The 14953-nt window shown below is 67.2% G+C and carries 19 protein-coding genes; 17 read left to right on the top strand and 2 right to left on the bottom strand.

What is annotated here, in order from left to right:
* Positions 1 to 291 precede the first annotated feature (291 nt).
* Together ACFV9C_RS42885 and ACFV9C_RS42890 are read left to right on the top strand one after the other, a co-directional pair.
* Positions 292 to 669 (top strand): hypothetical protein, encoded by a 378-nt coding sequence (locus tag ACFV9C_RS42885; protein ID WP_380203520.1) that lies wholly within the window; start codon positions 292 to 294, stop codon positions 667 to 669.
* A 114-nt stretch (positions 670 to 783) separates the two neighbouring features.
* Positions 784 to 1848 (top strand): hypothetical protein, encoded by a 1065-nt coding sequence (locus tag ACFV9C_RS42890; RefSeq protein ID WP_380203522.1) that lies wholly within the window; start codon positions 784 to 786, stop codon positions 1846 to 1848.
* A gap of 12 nt (positions 1849 to 1860) precedes the next feature.
* On the opposite strand, the gene ACFV9C_RS42895 is transcribed toward ACFV9C_RS42890, so the two are convergent.
* Complete coding sequence (locus ACFV9C_RS42895; RefSeq protein WP_380203524.1) at positions 1861 to 2031, bottom strand: hypothetical protein; 171 nt, start codon at positions 2029 to 2031, stop codon at positions 1861 to 1863.
* A gap of 257 nt (positions 2032 to 2288) precedes the next feature.
* On the opposite strand from ACFV9C_RS42895, the gene ACFV9C_RS42900 reads away from it, so the two are divergent.
* Positions 2289 to 2717: a hypothetical protein gene (locus ACFV9C_RS42900; protein ID WP_380203526.1), complete on the top strand. Its 429-nt coding sequence runs from the start codon at positions 2289 to 2291 to the stop codon at positions 2715 to 2717.
* 77 nt (positions 2718 to 2794) lie between these two features.
* Here ACFV9C_RS42900 and ACFV9C_RS42905 read toward each other — a convergent pair whose 3' ends face one another.
* Positions 2795 to 3604 (bottom strand): TIGR02391 family protein, encoded by an 810-nt coding sequence (locus ACFV9C_RS42905; protein ID WP_380203528.1) that lies wholly within the window; start codon positions 3602 to 3604, stop codon positions 2795 to 2797.
* Between the two features lie 186 nt (positions 3605 to 3790).
* Between ACFV9C_RS42905 and ACFV9C_RS42910 the strand changes: the two genes are divergently transcribed.
* The 14 genes from ACFV9C_RS42910 to ACFV9C_RS42975 all read left to right on the top strand — a co-directional run bounded on the left by ACFV9C_RS42910 (position 3791) and on the right by ACFV9C_RS42975 (position 14571).
* Positions 3791 to 4903: an AAA family ATPase gene (locus ACFV9C_RS42910; RefSeq protein ID WP_380203530.1), complete on the top strand. Its 1113-nt coding sequence runs from the start codon at positions 3791 to 3793 to the stop codon at positions 4901 to 4903.
* Complete coding sequence (locus ACFV9C_RS42915) at positions 4900 to 6201, top strand: VWA-like domain-containing protein (RefSeq protein WP_380203532.1); 1302 nt, start codon at positions 4900 to 4902, stop codon at positions 6199 to 6201. Before ACFV9C_RS42910 ends, ACFV9C_RS42915 begins: the two co-directional genes overlap by 4 nt.
* Positions 6198 to 6392, top strand: a complete 195-nt coding sequence (locus ACFV9C_RS42920; protein WP_380203534.1) for a hypothetical protein — start codon at positions 6198 to 6200, stop codon at positions 6390 to 6392. Before ACFV9C_RS42915 ends, ACFV9C_RS42920 begins: the two co-directional genes overlap by 4 nt.
* Positions 6389 to 7558, top strand: a complete 1170-nt coding sequence (locus ACFV9C_RS42925) for a hypothetical protein (RefSeq protein ID WP_380203536.1) — start codon at positions 6389 to 6391, stop codon at positions 7556 to 7558. Before ACFV9C_RS42920 ends, ACFV9C_RS42925 begins: the two co-directional genes overlap by 4 nt.
* Before the next feature lie 32 nt (positions 7559 to 7590).
* Positions 7591 to 8916 (top strand): AAA family ATPase, encoded by a 1326-nt coding sequence (locus tag ACFV9C_RS42930; RefSeq protein WP_380203538.1) that lies wholly within the window; start codon positions 7591 to 7593, stop codon positions 8914 to 8916.
* Between the two features lie 189 nt (positions 8917 to 9105).
* Positions 9106 to 9606 carry a hypothetical protein gene (locus ACFV9C_RS42935; RefSeq protein ID WP_380203540.1) on the top strand — a complete coding sequence of 167 codons (501 nt, stop codon included), beginning with the start codon at positions 9106 to 9108 and terminating at the stop codon, positions 9604 to 9606.
* Between the two features lie 983 nt (positions 9607 to 10589).
* Positions 10590 to 10835, top strand: a complete 246-nt coding sequence (locus tag ACFV9C_RS42940) for a hypothetical protein (RefSeq protein ID WP_380203542.1) — start codon at positions 10590 to 10592, stop codon at positions 10833 to 10835.
* 296 nt (positions 10836 to 11131) lie between these two features.
* Positions 11132 to 11761: a hypothetical protein gene (locus tag ACFV9C_RS42945; RefSeq protein WP_380203544.1), complete on the top strand. Its 630-nt coding sequence runs from the start codon at positions 11132 to 11134 to the stop codon at positions 11759 to 11761.
* Positions 11762 to 11953: 192 nt separating this feature from the next.
* The gene (dprA, locus tag ACFV9C_RS42950) at positions 11954 to 12874 is read left to right on the top strand and encodes a DNA-processing protein DprA (RefSeq protein WP_380203546.1); all 921 of its coding nucleotides are present in this window, start codon (positions 11954 to 11956) and stop codon (positions 12872 to 12874) included.
* Positions 12871 to 13290 (top strand): DUF3846 domain-containing protein, encoded by a 420-nt coding sequence (locus ACFV9C_RS42955; RefSeq protein WP_380203548.1) that lies wholly within the window; start codon positions 12871 to 12873, stop codon positions 13288 to 13290. The genes dprA and ACFV9C_RS42955 overlap by 4 nt, the downstream gene beginning before the upstream one ends.
* A gap of 208 nt (positions 13291 to 13498) precedes the next feature.
* Entirely contained in the window at positions 13499 to 13732 is a 234-nt protein-coding gene (locus ACFV9C_RS42960) for a hypothetical protein (RefSeq protein WP_380203550.1), read from the top strand.
* Between the two features lie 7 nt (positions 13733 to 13739).
* Positions 13740 to 13910: a hypothetical protein gene (locus ACFV9C_RS42965; protein WP_380203552.1), complete on the top strand. Its 171-nt coding sequence runs from the start codon at positions 13740 to 13742 to the stop codon at positions 13908 to 13910.
* Positions 13911 to 13925: 15 nt separating this feature from the next.
* On the top strand, positions 13926 to 14135 hold the full coding sequence (locus ACFV9C_RS42970; RefSeq protein ID WP_380203554.1) for a hypothetical protein: 210 nt from the start codon (positions 13926 to 13928) through the stop codon (positions 14133 to 14135).
* A 76-nt stretch (positions 14136 to 14211) separates the two neighbouring features.
* A complete protein-coding gene (locus ACFV9C_RS42975) occupies positions 14212 to 14571 on the top strand; it encodes a hypothetical protein (RefSeq protein ID WP_380203556.1) in 360 nt (119 codons plus the stop codon).
* Positions 14572 to 14953 lie beyond the last annotated feature (382 nt).

Consider the following 14953-nt stretch of genomic DNA (forward strand, 5'->3'; position numbering starts at 1 on the left):
GGGCCCGGACGGGCACGGTCTGCAGTGAGTCGCGATCAAGAAAACTCTTGACCGTGGTCAAGGATTACGTAAAGCATTGACCAGTGTCAATGGTTTTGGAGGGTCGGGTATCTGGTCTGCGAAGGGGAGCTACGATGCAGCGAGCCCGTTCCCAAGCACCTCCTGAACGGAGCAGGGACCGGCGTGGGCGTGGGGCGGTCCACTGCAGACCACCAGGCCCGTGACGGGACTGAGCACGCGCGATGAGCTGCGGGCCGCACGAATGTCGAGACGAAGGGAGGGGCCGGATCCATGAGCGAGCGCATAGTGCCGGACGAGAGCTTGTCGCCGGCGCAGCGCGACCAGGCCGTCGCCGCCCTGACAGATGCACACCGGCGGGCGATCGCCCTGACCCTCGAGGATCTCCGTGGCTGGGGCACCCTGCACGGCCAGTTGCGACGCTACGATCCACGCACCGGCGAGGAGTTTCCTGCCCCGCGGAGAGTCGTTGGTACCTACGACAGGCGTCCGCGACCAGGGCTGCCGCCGGATTGGATCGACCTGTTCATTCGGCTCGGATGGCTCGACATCGCGCGGTTGGCGAACGGCTGGACCGTCTGGAAACCTACCGCTGCCGGCGCTGAGGTCCGCGCCGAGTGGTTGCCGGACCACCTCAAAGAGCGGAGCTGAAAATCGGCGAGAACACTCGCCTGGTCACCAGGCCGGTGACCCCGCCGAGCGGTCCAGTGCGCCAGCGCGCCCGTTCACACGACCTACGGGCAAGGCATGGGGTGAAGGTGCGTCATGGATAGCGATCCGGAGATCGAGCGACGTGTGGCCGAAGCCGAGGCAGAGCTCGAGGCAGAGATGGAGGCCCGGAGGAACTCCGTCGCGGAAGAGGTGCGGTCGGCCGACGACCCCAGCGGTGTCGACGCCTCGGCGTTCGCCGTAGACGCCTCTAATGCGGATGTGGACCACGCCCAGGACATGCTGGCCTCCACCGGGATGATTCCTGCCTCCGATCTCGCAGGGCACCGCGGCGCCGTCGAGCTGTGGCGCACACACTGCGACCGGCGCCGCGGAACCGACCAGGCCACGCTGCGCGCTGAGCTCGACAAGGTACTCGCAGCGCCCAGACCACAGCACCCAGCCACCGGCAAACAAGATAGGCCCGTCTACGCCTGGGTGCGGCCGAGCGATATCCCCGTCACGAGTCACGAAGCCTTCCCGTACCACTGCACACCTGATGAACTCGCCGAGCTCGGGCTCAACTTGGTCAGGGAGGCCGGCGATCCGGCGGGCATGGACGAAATCCTCGGCGAAGGACTGTCGCTCACAACCTCCCTGACACCTCGCGGCCCCGTGCACCGCGTCAACGTGAACGGCAACCACCGCGCCGCCGCGATACGCGCGGCCGGCTTCCCCGTCGCGCTCGCCGAGATCACACTCGAACACGGCCCGTGGGCCGTCAGCGACAACGACACAAGCAGCCAAGCCCTGACCAGACTCCTGTACCGATGCGGCCTGCTGACCGATTACCGGCCTAACGATCCCTCCCGCCTCGGCCGCGACACCGTCGAAGCAGAAGGGATCGCATCATGGCTGCTCGGATTCCAATCGGCCACGGCTGCACGGAACAACTTGCTCGCATACGAGGCCATGTTCGGCCGGGACTCCGACAGCCGGCTCCTGTGGATCCGCGACCTTCGATCATTCAAACGGCTGCTACGCCATGAGCGGATGGAGCTGCCCGAGTTCGGACTCGATGTACTGCCCCGAGTTCAAGGCCAATGGCCTCCACGCCCGACACTCGGACAGCGCCTCGAGTACTGGCTGTCAGTCGGCCTGTCTGGAGGGGTGTGCCGCTGAGCCTGCGGTCAACTACTGCTCTGGAGCGAGTCCAGCGGCTGCCCTGTGCACATAGTCGAGATGCTTGTGCGGCTTCTCCACCGCGTAGGCGATCTCGTCCGGCGTGAATCCTTCGCTGGCCATCCAGCGCGTCATCACGATCACGTCGTCGTAGCTGATCTCGGATGTGGGGTCGACGTCCACGGTTTGGCCATCCTCTCGTGAGTGCCTGACGGCATCGAGCCACCAACGTAGGCCGGCGGCGAGCCCGGGACCCAAACCGGAACCGGTAAGTGGGCTTATCAGTCCTTAAGCGCCCGCAGGTCAGAACTCGGTCACGGCAGTGACACGGAGATGTCGCGTCGTCGTCTGGCGGACAGGTACCGTGACGAGGGATCGATCCCTGCGATGAGCAGGTCCTTGGACCCGGGCTGGGACAGGGCCGGCGATTGGGGGCACAGATGGGTGATGGTCCGAGGAGCCACGAGCACGATGCTGGCCTTTTGCCCCCGCCGGACGCGAAGGGACGGCCAGTCGACGGCCGGCTGCTGGCCGAGTATCTGGGCGCTGTCATCCAGGCATGCAACAGCTGCCAAGATGTCCACCTGACCTTGATGATCGAGGACCCGGCCACGACCGCCCGACTGATCGAGCTGGCCTGCGTCTCGATGAAGAAGCTCGCCGGCGGTTTGACTCCGGACCTCCTGGACGACGCGGTCCCCGGACCAGCCTCCCCCGAGTTCCGTCGTCTGGCCCGCATTGGCAGCAACCGCAACAACGACCAGATGTGGGCTGAGTGCGAAACGATGAGCCCCGCGGAACGAAGAGCGGCCGTGAATACGGCCGCGGACCTGCTCGTCGGCTATCTCACCATCATCGCAAGCGACTGACACTGTCAGCGGGACGACGGTGGCGTGAAAGGTGCCCCGGGCTACGAGTGGCGTCCGGAGTTCCAGAACGTGGGGGCTCAGCGTACGGCGGCTGTGTCGAGGCGCCGGTGGATCATCGACAGGGTGGTAAGGAGCTCGAGCAGCTCGTCGTCGGCGACGGCCCGGGTCAGCCGCGGGTCGTGGGCGACCGGGTTGCGATACAGCCCTGCGAGGCCCTTGATGAGGTTCGCGAACCCCTTCTGCTCGTCCCGCTCTGTGGGCGTCTGCAGCGAGTTGATCGCGATCTTCGGCATGCCGGACTGGCCGAGCGCGAGTACGTCGTCGACGAGCTGAGCTCCGTCGCCGTGTGATCCAGACAGGACACGGAGCCTGTCGAAGACGCTCTTGGCGGCCTCGAGCTGGGCGTGGAAGTTGTTCTTCGCAAAGACCTCGAGGGTGCAGTACCGCAGGACCTCGGCATGGGTGCGACGTCGGCGTAGTTCCGATTGGAGCGATGCTGCGTGGCGCGCTGCCTCGTCCAGCGTCGACGAGGAAGCACCCCTGGCGACCTGCCCTGTGTCGGTGACTCGGAGGCCGGCGAACGTGAGTACCTCGTTCAAGTGGTCCTGCCGCCACGTGAACAGATGCTGGGAGCCGACGTAGCCCGCAGGTGCCATCGCGTAGGTGATGAAAGTGACGATGCGCTTGGCCGAGCGGTCCTGGTTGTGTCTTGCGATGAAGGCCTCCAGCAGCCGCGCCCGTTTCGACGCGGCCGGCTGCGGATCCGGGAACCGCAACCGCCCGAGCAGGTCGGCGATCTGACTGCCTGTTAGGCCGTTCTCGGTGTCGCCCAGGACGTCGGCGACGCCGCGCAGAACGTCGAGCTTCCAGGCCTCTGTAGCAGTCATACCGTCCATTCTCCCGAACCCCCAACCGGCGGTCGGCACGCGCTCCGCCGGGGCACCCGGCATGGGGTCCAAATGGCCCGGATTCCGTCCCTGCAGTCTGCCTAAGTTGTCGTCACCAACCAAGACCGGGCTAGCCACCCGGAGATGTGAAGGAGTGCCGACGACATGAGCGATCTTGCGACCACGGTGACGGTGATCGACGCGTGCGGACGGGCCGGTGTCCCTGTCCTGCTGCTGGGCGATCCGGGGATCGGAAAGTCTTCACTTGTAAGGGGAATCGCCGCGAACGAGGGCCTGTTGTGCGAGACCGTTCTGGGGTCGATCCGCGAACCTGCGGACCTGGCGGGCTTGCCGGTGGTGACCCCTGCGGGCGTAGTGCTGGACCCCCCGGCGTGGGCGAAGCGTCTTGCGGCTGAGAACGCGGGATACCTGTTCCTGGACGAGTTGACGACCTGCCCGGACACGGTGCAGGCGGCCATGCTGGCCGTCACGGTGGACCGTACTGTCGGAGACCTTCACCTGGGGCGTGACGTACGCATTGTGGCGGGCGCGAACCCTCCGGACACGGCGGCAGGCGGCTATGAGTTGGCTGCTCCGCTGGCGAACCGCTTCTGCCACGTGCCGTACGCGCCGACGACCGACGAGTGGATCGACGGCGAGACGACGGGATGGTCTGCTCCGCCGACCTCGCGGGCGATCGGGGCCGACGACCTGCGGCGGGCCACCCTCATGGGGGCGGTGACGACGTTCATCCGGACGCGTCCCGAACTGCTGCACGCACTGCCCAAGGATGCGGACGGCACGGGCGGGGCGTGGCCGTCGCGGCGGACGTGGTCGATGCTTGCGCGCTCGCTCGCGCATGTGCGCGATGGCGACGACGCTGCGGTCCAGGTGCTGGTTCTGGGCCTTGTCGGTGAGGGTGCCGGAACCGAGTTCCTCAAGTGGCGGCAGGAGATGGATCTGCCGACGCCTGACGCGGTGGTCGCCGACCCGTCGATTGTGGCATGGAATGGCAGGCCGGACCGCGTTTGGGCTGTCCTGTCGGCGGTCGTTGCCTGGGCGGCGTCTCGTGGCTCTGTGCAGGCTTGGCGCGAGGCGTGGGGGCCGATGGTCGCGGCGGCTGAGAACGGGGCTGCTGACGTTGCTGTGGCCGCTGCGCGGACCCACATTCGGGCTCGCCCGCCGCGTGCGACGTGGCCCGCGTCGGTGCGTAAGGCCCTCGGTCCGGTTCTCGAAGCGGCGGGGCTCACGGTCGCGCCGTTGTCCGAGACTGCGGCTGACGTTGCGGGTGCGGCGTGAGCGGGCCGGTTCGCGCGCTGTCAGGCATCGAACTGGACGCGTTCCGTGCGCTTCGGGTGGTGGCGGGGGAGTCGATGCCCTACTTCCTGCACGCGCTGTTCGCGGTCTCGCCGGTCGCTGCTCCGGGACTGGGGACGTTCGCCGTCGATGCTCATTGGCGTCTCTACATGGACCCGGACCTGCTCATCGGCCCGGCCCGGTGGTCGCCCGTGGAAGGGGGTGCGGCGCTGCTGCACGAGGTCAATCATCTGCTTCGTGACCACGCGGAACGTGCGGATGCGTTGCCGATCCCGCGTAGCCACATCGCGTTCAATCTGGCGGGGGATGCGGAGATCAACGATGACCTGATCGCGGCAGGCGTGCGCCTTCCCGAAGGTGTGGTAACCCCTTCCGCGCTTGGCCTCCCGGACGGCTTGCTGGCAGAGCAGTATTACGCGGCGCTGCGCAAGGCCGCTGAGGCGCACCCGGATCTCCTGGCGGGGATGGACGACGGCGGGCCGGGGTGCGGCTCAGGCGCAGGTACGTCGGCGGTCGCCGGTGAACTGCCCGCGCCGCAGATCGACGGTAACGGTCCGGGCGCGGGTGTGCCGGATGGAACGGGTGGACTGTCTGCGGCTGCTGCGGGGATGGTGCGCAGGGCGGTCGCCGTCGCGGTGCAGGAGTACGGCGTCTCCAAGGGCCGGGGGACTTTGCCGGCGGGCCTGGAACGGTGGGCTGCGAGCACGCTCGCGCCGTCGACAGTGGCGTGGACGCGGCTGCTGCGGGCTGCGGTACGGCGGGCGGTGTCGGCTGCTGCCTCTCGGACGGACTACACCTACTTACGTCCGTCACGGCGGCGGGTCGCGGGCGTCGTGTTACCGGCCATGCGGGGACGCCAGGTGCGTGTGACGATCGTGGTGGATACGTCGGCGTCGATGGGGGCTGAGGATCTTGCCGCCGCGATGGGCGAGGTCGGCGGCGTGCTCCGGGCCGGTCAGGTGTCTCGTGATCGGGTGCGGCTGCTGTCGTGTGACGCGGAGACGGGGGTGCCCCAGAAGGTGGCAAGCGTCGCGGCGATCAAGCTGGTCGGTGGCGGCGGCACGGACATGCGGGTAGGGATCGATGCGGCCATGGCGGACCGCCCGGCCCCGGACGTGGTGGTCGTCCTGACCGACGGGTATACCCCGTGGCCGGGGCAGCCGATCGATGCTCGGCTGATCTGCGCGGTGATCACCGACGGGTCAGCGCAGTGCCCGCAGACGCCTTCGTGGGCGACCACGGTGACGATCCCGCGCCTGCCGGGGCGGGACGCGGCATGACCGGGGTCGGCAAGGATCTGCGGGAGTTCGCGGACAGGCTCCTGGCCGGTACCGGGCTCACGGTCGAGCAGGCGATCGCGGCGGCGTCCGGCGCTGAGGCTGCGGCGGCACCCGCCGCGTCGGTGGAGGCGCTGCGCGACGGGTGGCGCGGGGCTGAGAGAGCAGAGAGGGCAGAGAGGGCAACGTCATGACGGTCGAGCTGTTCGACTTGGCCCAGCGCCTCCACGCTGCGTCGTCGGGTTGCCCGGTTGCGCGGCTGAGTCACGCGCCGTTGCTGCCGGTCCGGCGTCCGGTGGCGGTGCGTGCCTGGCGGTCCAACGGGAGCATCAAGGTAGCTGCGGTGGTTCCTGACGCGGCGGTGACCACCGCATCGGGACGCGATGCGCTCGACCTGCTGCATGGGATGGGCGTCCGGATGTCTGCCGATTCGTGGGCGACGCTGGTCACCGATGACGAGTCGACGTTGCCGCTCCTGATGGACCTTGCCTACGGCAACGACGGAGACGACGAGTACGAGGACGCTGCCGCGCACATTGCATGGTGGGGTGAGCGGTCGGACTTTCCGGGCAGCACGGCTGTGGTTCCGCTCGTGCCGCTGTGCCGGACCAGGTGGGTCACCGGCGAGACGCCACACGCCGAGTCATCGGCGCAGGTGTGGCGTCGGTGGTTGAAGGTGCTCGGTGACGACTGCTCGACCCTGCTCGATCTTCTGGCGCTGGTCAGTGATGGTCGCGTGCTGCCGGGACTGGACGCGGTCGCGAACGATGACGACTGGTCGTGGAGCTTCGCACAGCGCGAGCACGCGGATGGTCAGGACTGGCGCGGCCCCGACAGCGTGAGCCGCGCGGCGACCGGGCTGCGGGAGCGGTGCGACGCTGCCGACCTGTACGACGCGGCGTTGCTGGCTGATCCGCTGTGGTGTCGGCGGGCGTTGCACACGGGCCATGTGAGCAGTGGTCGCGTGACTGGCGGGCTGACGGGTTTTCCGGCGACGGCGGTCGGGGTCGCGTGCGATCGGTTCGCCACCCGTCTGAAGTCACAGAGCAAGATCGTGGGCTGGGCCGGGTACGCCGATGGTCGGCAGTTGGATGGCCAGTTCTCCGGCACCGTGCTCGACATCGTGGTGGTCGATGGGGAACTGGTTCTCGTGCTGTCCGTCGTGGCGGCGAGACGGCCGGTCTCAGGGGCTCGCGTGAGTGTCCGTGCGGCCCCTCCGTCGCCGGAAGCGATGAAGGCAACGAGAGCGCGGTATCGCCGCCTGTACAGCGCTCGCCGGTCATGGCTGACCACCGGAAGAGCGCCGGTGACGAGTCGCCGTGATGTGCCGCTGGACGTGTTCCTCGCTGCTTCCGAATAGCCCACCAATGAGAGCCTGAAAGGACCAAGACGATGCGTACTCTTCCCCGTCGCGTGGCGGCGGATCCGCGAGGAACCGGACCCGAGAAGTCCTCGGCCCGTGCTGAGGTCGCGCCCGTAGTTGCTGCACCGCAGGTGCAGTGGCCTGGCTCGCCGCTGCTCGACGCACCCGAGACGGCTCGGGTGCTGCATTCGACCTGGAGCGGCGATCCGGCCGTGGTGGTGCGCTCGCCACCGGGAGCGGGCAAAACCCGGCTGGTGGTGCTGCTGGCAACGGCCCTGGGCCACCGTGCAGACCTGCGGGTCGGCGTGGCGGCGCAGACTCGCGCACAGGCGATCCAGATCGCGGAGCGGCTCGGTGCGGTGAGCGACCGTGCACGGTTGCTGTGGGCCACGAATGACCAGAAGAACAGACCGACGATCGAAGGCGTTCCCGTTGTCTTTGGCGCGAAGGAGACGTTCTCTCCGGATCACGGCGGCTGTGTCGTGGCGACGACGGCTAGGTGGTTGTCCGGAGACCCGGCGAAGCTTGGCTGCGACGTGCTGATCGTTGATGAGGCGTGGCAGGCGACCTATGCCGACCTGGGTGCATTGGGTGCCTTCAGCGGATCGGTTGTGTGTGTGGGCGATCCTGGTCAGATCGATCCTGTCGTGACTGGACGGACCGGACGCTGGCGGCGTTCCCCGACCGGGCCGCACCTGCCCGCGCCGGATGCGTTGCGGGCGGCGCACGGATACGCGATCGAGACTGTTGCCTTGCGCCACACGTGGAGGCTCGGCCCGGAGACGACGGCTCTGATTCAGCCGGTCTTCTATTCGGATCTGCCGTTTACATCGAAGCGTCCGGACGAGAAGGTCATCGACCCGTCCGGGGTGAGCGTTCCGGAGGTGGCCCATCGGTTGGTGCCGGTCACCGGTGGGATCGGTGATGCGGGGCTCGCAGACGCTGCTGTCGATCGGGTCCGGGCGTTGCTCGGCGCAACGTTGCGCACGGCGGCAGGTGACCGGGATCTGGTGGGGGGCGATGTGGCAGTGGTTTGCCCACACACGCAGCAGGTCGGCAGCATCCGGGCGTTGCTTGCTGATGAGCCGGACGTCCTCGTGGGCACCGCCAACCAGATGCAGGGCCTGGAGCGCGCCGCGGTCGTCGCTCTGCATCCGCTGGCGGGCTACCGGGATCTGACCGAGTTTGCCTTGGACAAGGGCAGGGCGTGCGTGACACTCAGCAGACATCGTGCGCACCTGACCGTCGTCATGGACTCCCAGACCCCCGATGTTTTGCGGCGCAGTGACGACGTTGACGGCGTCACGAGGCACCGCCTGCTGTGCGAGGCGCTGGCCGGATCCCCGGCGATGTGAGCCCCTCCTTGTGGTCTGCGGCGGTGACAGGACTCGTGGGGGTCTTGTCAACCGCCGCCGGCGCACCCCGCATGGGGTCCGCCGGCGGCGCGAACTCGCCTCTGAACGTCGGTGGCCGCGGTTAGTGTTGTCGGCAACCAACCAACGGGATCTAGCCAATCCCGCACGGCAGTTAGAGGAGTTGTCGTCATGTCTGTGACCTTCACGATCGAGTCGAACCCGACCGGAGCGTTTCAGTTCGACTGTCACGACGGGCTTGGGCCAGTTCGGATCCAGCTGAACGCTTCCAGCTACGAGTCGGCTGTCCAGGAGCTCGCCGCGCACGAGGCGCAGTGCGCGACCTGCGGGATCTATGGCGCCTGCGTGCAGGCAGTCCGCGACGTCGACGACGACCTCGACGTCAACGTGGCCCAGACCAACGCGGTGGTCCTCCTGTATGCGCTCGGTCTGCACAACGAGGACCTGTCCGGCGGCACGACCGCGCAGGACTTCTTCGGGCGCGTGATGTTCGCTCTTGCTGAGGAGCGCGACGACACAGGCATCCCGGCGAGCGACTACCGGCACCACCCGCAGGGGCTGACCCTTATCGACTGTGGGATCCGGCCTGGCTACTACGCGGACGTTTTCGGCCGGCTGTCAGCTCTGGCTGCCGAGGCGATCCGTCTCGGCCGCGACATCGAGTGGTGCTGATGCGTACCGGAGCGCAGGATCGCGAGGCCGCGCCACGGTACGAGCTCGAAGCCCGCGACGAGCAGGGGCGATATCCCGTGACGGTCGACGGCCTGCTCGCTGGGCACGTTCGCCGGACGCGCCGGACGTGGTGGGCTATCAGGCTCGGGGACAAAGGTCGGGACCGACCACACCACACGGGCCGCGGCGGCCGCCGGCCTCGTGAGACTGGTCGACGTGCCGGCCCGGACCGCGGCCGAGCTCGAGCGCAGGATGCGAAGTCGCACCGTGGCGCCTGACGGGTGGATGTTCAGTATCTGGGCGGATGTTGGGGAGGGCTCGATAGTCCGTACGCCGGGCGGGTGTCGGCCGGTCGAAGCAGACCGGCCCGCCGGCTTGCTGTACCCGGAGTACTGGAGCGATCCGATTCGCCTGACCAGTGTCGAGTACATGCCGAACGGGTGTGTCTTCGCGCATGGAGTCGAGGGAGAGCAGCCGGCGTGGCTTGGCATGGGCCACGTGTTGTCCGTTCCCCAGTACGTCGAGGTCGGCGTCCTGGTGCCGCAGAAGACCGATGGTGTGTTGCCGTCGAGTCGTGACAACAGCAAGTGCCGGAAGCGATAGGCCATGATGAGAGCCAGGAGGTTGGCCACGTGTTGAAGAAGAGCGAACGACTGCGAACGGCTGCTCGGGCCTACGTGGAGCATGGGATTGCTGTGATGCCAGGATTGCCGATGGTGCCTGATCCCGACGCGACGAGCTGGCGGACCACGTGGCGTTGCAGCTGCCGTGATCGCTGGTGCGACACGCCAGGCATGCACCCGCTGGAGCCGGAGCCCATCTCCGTCCCGAGCAAGGTGGATGAGGTCTGGCGTGTGCCGCTCCCACCGAACTTGCTGATCGCGTCTGGGCCGGCGGTGGCCGTTTGGCGGGTTCCGCTCGTCCTGGGGTCGTATGGCATGCGGCGCCTCGAGCACCAGCGTCTGTCGGTCTGGCCTCCGGTCATGCGTATCCCCGGTGGTGGGTGGGTGTTCTGCACCGCCCCGGTCGCGCAAGGGCTGATTGCCGCGCCAGGCGTCGAGCTGGTGACGCCGGCCGCGCCGGTGCTGGCTCCGCCATCGCGTGGGGCCGGAGGAGTGCGTCGGTGGCTATGGTCACGGAAGTTCCCGTCCGCGCCGCTGACGGACGCCGAGCTGGTCATGTCGGCGCTGACCGCGGCTCACGCAGATCACCAGGCGATCAGCGTCTGAAGCCTCCGGCACCCGACCGCCGTCCCGCTGTTGGAGATGCCGACGCCGGAGCCCGTGTGTTTGCGGTTGGCAACCGATCATCACCGGGAGGACCCCATGCGGGGTGTCCCGGTGATGATTTGGGGCTGATTTCGGGGGTGCTCGGCGCTAGGTTGGAAGTGACCAACCACCGGGGCTAGCCACCCCACAGAAGCGCGGAGGACCTCCTCATGCAGGGTAGATCTCTGTCGGTATTGCGTTCCCTTCCACGTCGTCTCCGGGGCAACAGCCACACGTCGGGGCAGCAGCTGCGCGGCGTGCGCTATGACCGGTTCCCTGACCCGACCAGGGGCGGGTGGTGCAGCGGAGCACGCGACGACCCGACGACGGGCCTCGTTGCCTGGCCGGACTTCTTTGCGTGTCTTCCGACGATCCTTCAGCTGACGTTGCGGGGCGGGATCGGGTTCGGGCTGGCGATCGGTGACGTGGACAACCTCAAGTCGTTCGTTGAGGGCCGCAGAGCGGTTGACGCGCAGTCGTTCGGCCACCTGGCGGGCAACGCGTTCATGGGACGGCTCGGGACGATCGCTCGGGGCTGGCTGCATGCTGCTGACCTGCCGCTGGCGTGCCTTGCAACCTTCGGTGGTGACGAGATCGTGGTCGTTGCCGCGATCAACGACACGACAGCCTTCACAGAGCAGATCGGCGAGCTGCGCGACCAGCTGTGTGCTGGTCTGCCGAGAACTGTCTCGTTCGGCACGGCCACCATCGCGGCGGCCGCCATCCCGGCTGTGACGGTGGGGTCGCACTGGTGGCGTGAGTTCGCGGTCCACATCATCGGCGAGGTCGAGCGTTCGCTGTTCGACGGCAAGCAGGCACGCAAGGAGGGGGCCGACGTGCCGCTTGGGTTCATCACCGAAGCGGTAGTGCGGGGCCAGAAGGCGTAGCAACTGGAACGTGGGAGGGGCCAACTCGACACCGGGGTTGGCCCCTCCCAACGTTTGCCCGCCGGCCAGGACCCCATGCGGGGTGCGCCGGCGGGCAAAACCGGGCGTGATTGTCGGTGGGTGGCGGTAGCGTTGGTGGTGAACCAACCAAGAGGGATCTAGCCAATCCCCACGTAAGGAACGGGAGTTCCCATGTCGAGTTTCGATGACGACCGCCGCGCTCGCGCGGCACTGACCAGGGTGATCGAGCCGGATCACGCGATGCGGTCGGCGTATCTGACTATGCCGCCGGTTGAGCTGCTGAACCGGATCCGCAGTGCTGGTTTCGAGGTGGAGGAGTGGGCAGCGCGGGCCGTTGGGGTGGATCCCGTTCGTGATCTTGAGGTCGCCGCCCGCGATGGTGTGCGGTTCGTGATCCCGGGCGATGACGAGTGGCCTGTGGGCGTCGAGAGCCTGCGGGGCTTGAAGGATGTGTCCGGGCAGGATCTCCCCGGTGTGCCGTTCGGTCTGTGGGTGCGGGGCGGTGGCAGCCTGCGGCGCGGGGTGGCTCGGTCGGTGGCAGTCGTTGGGGCGCGGGCGTGCTCGTCGTATGGCGAGTACGTCGCATCGGAGTTCGCGTCCGGCCTCGCGGAGATGGGCTGGTCCACGGTGTCAGGTGGGGCCTACGGGATCGATGCCGCAGCTCACATGGGGACGCTGGCGGCCGGTGGGACGACGGTTGCCGTCCTGGCCTGCGGAGCCGACATGAGCTACCCACGCCGGAACGAGGGGCTGTTTGATCGGATCGCCGAGCACGGGCTGATCGTGAGCGAGCTTCCGCCAGGCTCGGCGCCTACCAGGCGCCGGTTCCTGATGCGAAACCGGCTGATCGCGGCCCTGGCCGGAGGAGTGGTCCTGGTCGAGGCAGCCGAGCGGAGCGGCGCACTGATCACGGGCAAGTGGGCCTCGCTCTGCAGCCGGGTGCTGATGGCTGTTCCTGGCCCCGTGACGTCGCGGATGTCGACGGGTTGCCACGGCGTGATCCGTTCGGGTGGCGTGCTTGTGCAGGGCGTTAGGGACGTGCTGGACGCGGTAGAGGATCAGCAGGCCGGACCGGCAGGAGTCCACTCATGAGCGAGGCAGAGCTGACGGTCCTCGTGGTCGACGTCGACGGACGGACACAGTGTGAGAGCTGGACTCGGACCGCCGCAGATGACGGGATGGATGGGCTGCGACATGTGCTCGGCGGGGCGGTTGAATGCGTGACGCTGATCGAGGGCGTCCTTGAAATGTGGGTGCTCGGCGACGGGATCTACCTGTGCTCGACTAACCCCTTTGCATCGGCGATCAGCGCGGAGCTCGCTGGTACCCGCCAGCCGTACTACGGTCGTGCGGTGTTTGCTGGTGCCCGTGGCACCGGTTCTTTGCGGTCGATCAGTGACGACACAGCCGCGGTTCTGACTGCGATGGTGACGCGACTGAGCAACCGTCCGCGCAATCTGAGGGCTTTGCGGGCTGTTGGCAAGGTGTTCCAGGATGCACACATGTAGGCGGCCCCGCCTCACGTAATAGACGTCAGTACGGGTGGCTCTCCGAAGAAGCAAGAGAGCCACCCGTACTTGCGTGGCCGGCGGGACCCCATGCGGGGTGATCCGGAGAGGTTGTAGGCCCTGAAGTGTCGGTGTCGCGGGATAGTGTGGTCGATACCAACCAAGGGTCGGGGATCTAGCCAATCCCCTTATTTTCAAGGGGTCAGTCATGACCATTGCGAGTATCGAGAACTTCTATCCTGACCGGCAGAGCTGGGCGTACGTCGTCGTGGAGTGTCCGGCTGATCTGACTCCAGAAGGGATCGAGGACTGGTGGGAGGACGTGGTCTTTCCGCACACAGGCGACGGCAGGGGCCAGCGTGAGTACGCCATCTACACGGCGACCGTGATGGTGTCAGACCTGCCAGAGCTGGCAGGCTTGGTATGCGAGTGGGATGGGTGAGAGTCCGATGGATCCGAACGAGACTCTTGCGATGATCCGTGCACTGGTGTCGAGCCAGCTTGAGCTGGAATGCGGCGGTGAGCTGGCCGAGCTGGTGCAGGCGCTTGATGAGTGGATGTCAGGGGGCGGGTTCCTGCCGCATGACTGGCAGGTTCATTGGATGCGGATCGGCATCTGAGGCCTGGGGAAAGCCATGTCCAACAACGGAGTTATCCGGCGCGCAGCACAGAACGCGTTGCACGCCTACAGGGCATCAGCTGGGATCTCTGCAGCGAACGAGATCGATACATCGATCGCGGACCTGATTGCGGACCTGATGCACCTTGCTGACCGACGCGGCTACGACGGCGCAGAGGTCGCGGAACGGGCCATTGACTACTACAACGACGAACAGGATGCCTGAACCAGCCGATCAGCCGATCAGCACCATCCACACCCTTGGCTGAACCGGCCCACAAACCTGAAGGAGACCCGATGACTTGATCACCGCGACCGCCAACAGCGCCCACGTCCTCACCTTCGATGTACCCACCACGCGCGACTACCTCAACGGCGGATTCGGTGATCTGGTCGCCCAGTGCTCCTGCGGCGCGTACGACTATGTGCTCTCGACCACCGAAGGCGCGTACTGGCACAGCCTTCACCTCGCCCAGCCCAACCGGCATCCCTTGTACCTGACCCTCGACGCTCCCATGCCCGAGGGCTGGACTGAGCCGCTTGCGGCGTGGCACAAGCACCTGTACCGGCTCGAGCGCCAGTACAGCGCTCACGGCCGCGTCAACTTCCAAGAGGCTCGCTGCGAGTGCGGCTCGGTCGGGACCTTCTCGTCCCGGGCCTGAGGTTGCCTGGGGCCCCTGCCTGTTGTGTGGGTGGGGGCTTTGGGTTGGAGGTGACGGGGGTGTGGTGGTTTTTGGTTGTGAGTCGTGTCGGCGTTAGAGTAGCAGGTTGATGTGTGAGTGGCGGCCGGCGGCAGCGGGGGAAAGGGGAGGAGGGGTTGTTGCTGGTGGCAATGGTGGGGGTTGGGTGCCCTTGTGCGTAAGGGGTTTGGGGGTTTGAGTTTGCGATGCGTCAGCATCGTGAACGTGGAGCCGTCAGGCTCGTGTTGGGCGTGTCGGCGCGTCAGCGCCGGGCACGTCCAACACAAAGGGTGAGCACTTGCCTAGGGCAACCTTTGGCAGCCCGTCAGGGCTGGCTAGTGGGTCGGCGCGTCAGCGCCCCCCC

The sequence above is a fragment of the Kribbella sp. NPDC059898 genome, assembly GCF_042730855.1.
In the GTDB taxonomy this organism is placed as follows: Bacteria; Actinomycetota; Actinomycetes; order Propionibacteriales; family Kribbellaceae; genus Kribbella.

Excerpts from the sequence above, each read along its gene's own strand:
- ACFV9C_RS42885 (WP_380203520.1), top strand. The coding sequence starts at position 292 with ATGAGCGAGCGCATAGTGCCGGACGAGAGCTTGTCGCCGGCGCAGCGC.
- ACFV9C_RS42890 (WP_380203522.1), top strand. The coding sequence starts at position 784 with ATGGATAGCGATCCGGAGATCGAGCGACGTGTGGCCGAAGCCGAGGCA.
- ACFV9C_RS42900 (WP_380203526.1), top strand. The coding sequence starts at position 2,289 with ATGGGTGATGGTCCGAGGAGCCACGAGCACGATGCTGGCCTTTTGCCC.
- ACFV9C_RS42905 (WP_380203528.1), bottom strand. The coding sequence starts at position 3,604 with ATGACTGCTACAGAGGCCTGGAAGCTCGACGTTCTGCGCGGCGTCGCC.
- ACFV9C_RS42920 (WP_380203534.1), top strand. The coding sequence starts at position 6,198 with ATGACCGGGGTCGGCAAGGATCTGCGGGAGTTCGCGGACAGGCTCCTG.
- ACFV9C_RS42925 (WP_380203536.1), top strand. The coding sequence starts at position 6,389 with ATGACGGTCGAGCTGTTCGACTTGGCCCAGCGCCTCCACGCTGCGTCG.
- ACFV9C_RS42930 (WP_380203538.1), top strand. The coding sequence starts at position 7,591 with ATGCGTACTCTTCCCCGTCGCGTGGCGGCGGATCCGCGAGGAACCGGA.
- ACFV9C_RS42935 (WP_380203540.1), top strand. The coding sequence starts at position 9,106 with ATGTCTGTGACCTTCACGATCGAGTCGAACCCGACCGGAGCGTTTCAG.
- ACFV9C_RS42940 (WP_380203542.1), top strand. The coding sequence starts at position 10,590 with ATGCGTATCCCCGGTGGTGGGTGGGTGTTCTGCACCGCCCCGGTCGCG.
- dprA (WP_380203546.1), top strand. The coding sequence starts at position 11,954 with ATGTCGAGTTTCGATGACGACCGCCGCGCTCGCGCGGCACTGACCAGG.
- ACFV9C_RS42955 (WP_380203548.1), top strand. The coding sequence starts at position 12,871 with ATGAGCGAGGCAGAGCTGACGGTCCTCGTGGTCGACGTCGACGGACGG.
- ACFV9C_RS42960 (WP_380203550.1), top strand. The coding sequence starts at position 13,499 with ATGACCATTGCGAGTATCGAGAACTTCTATCCTGACCGGCAGAGCTGG.
- ACFV9C_RS42965 (WP_380203552.1), top strand. The coding sequence starts at position 13,740 with ATGGATCCGAACGAGACTCTTGCGATGATCCGTGCACTGGTGTCGAGC.
- ACFV9C_RS42970 (WP_380203554.1), top strand. The coding sequence starts at position 13,926 with ATGTCCAACAACGGAGTTATCCGGCGCGCAGCACAGAACGCGTTGCAC.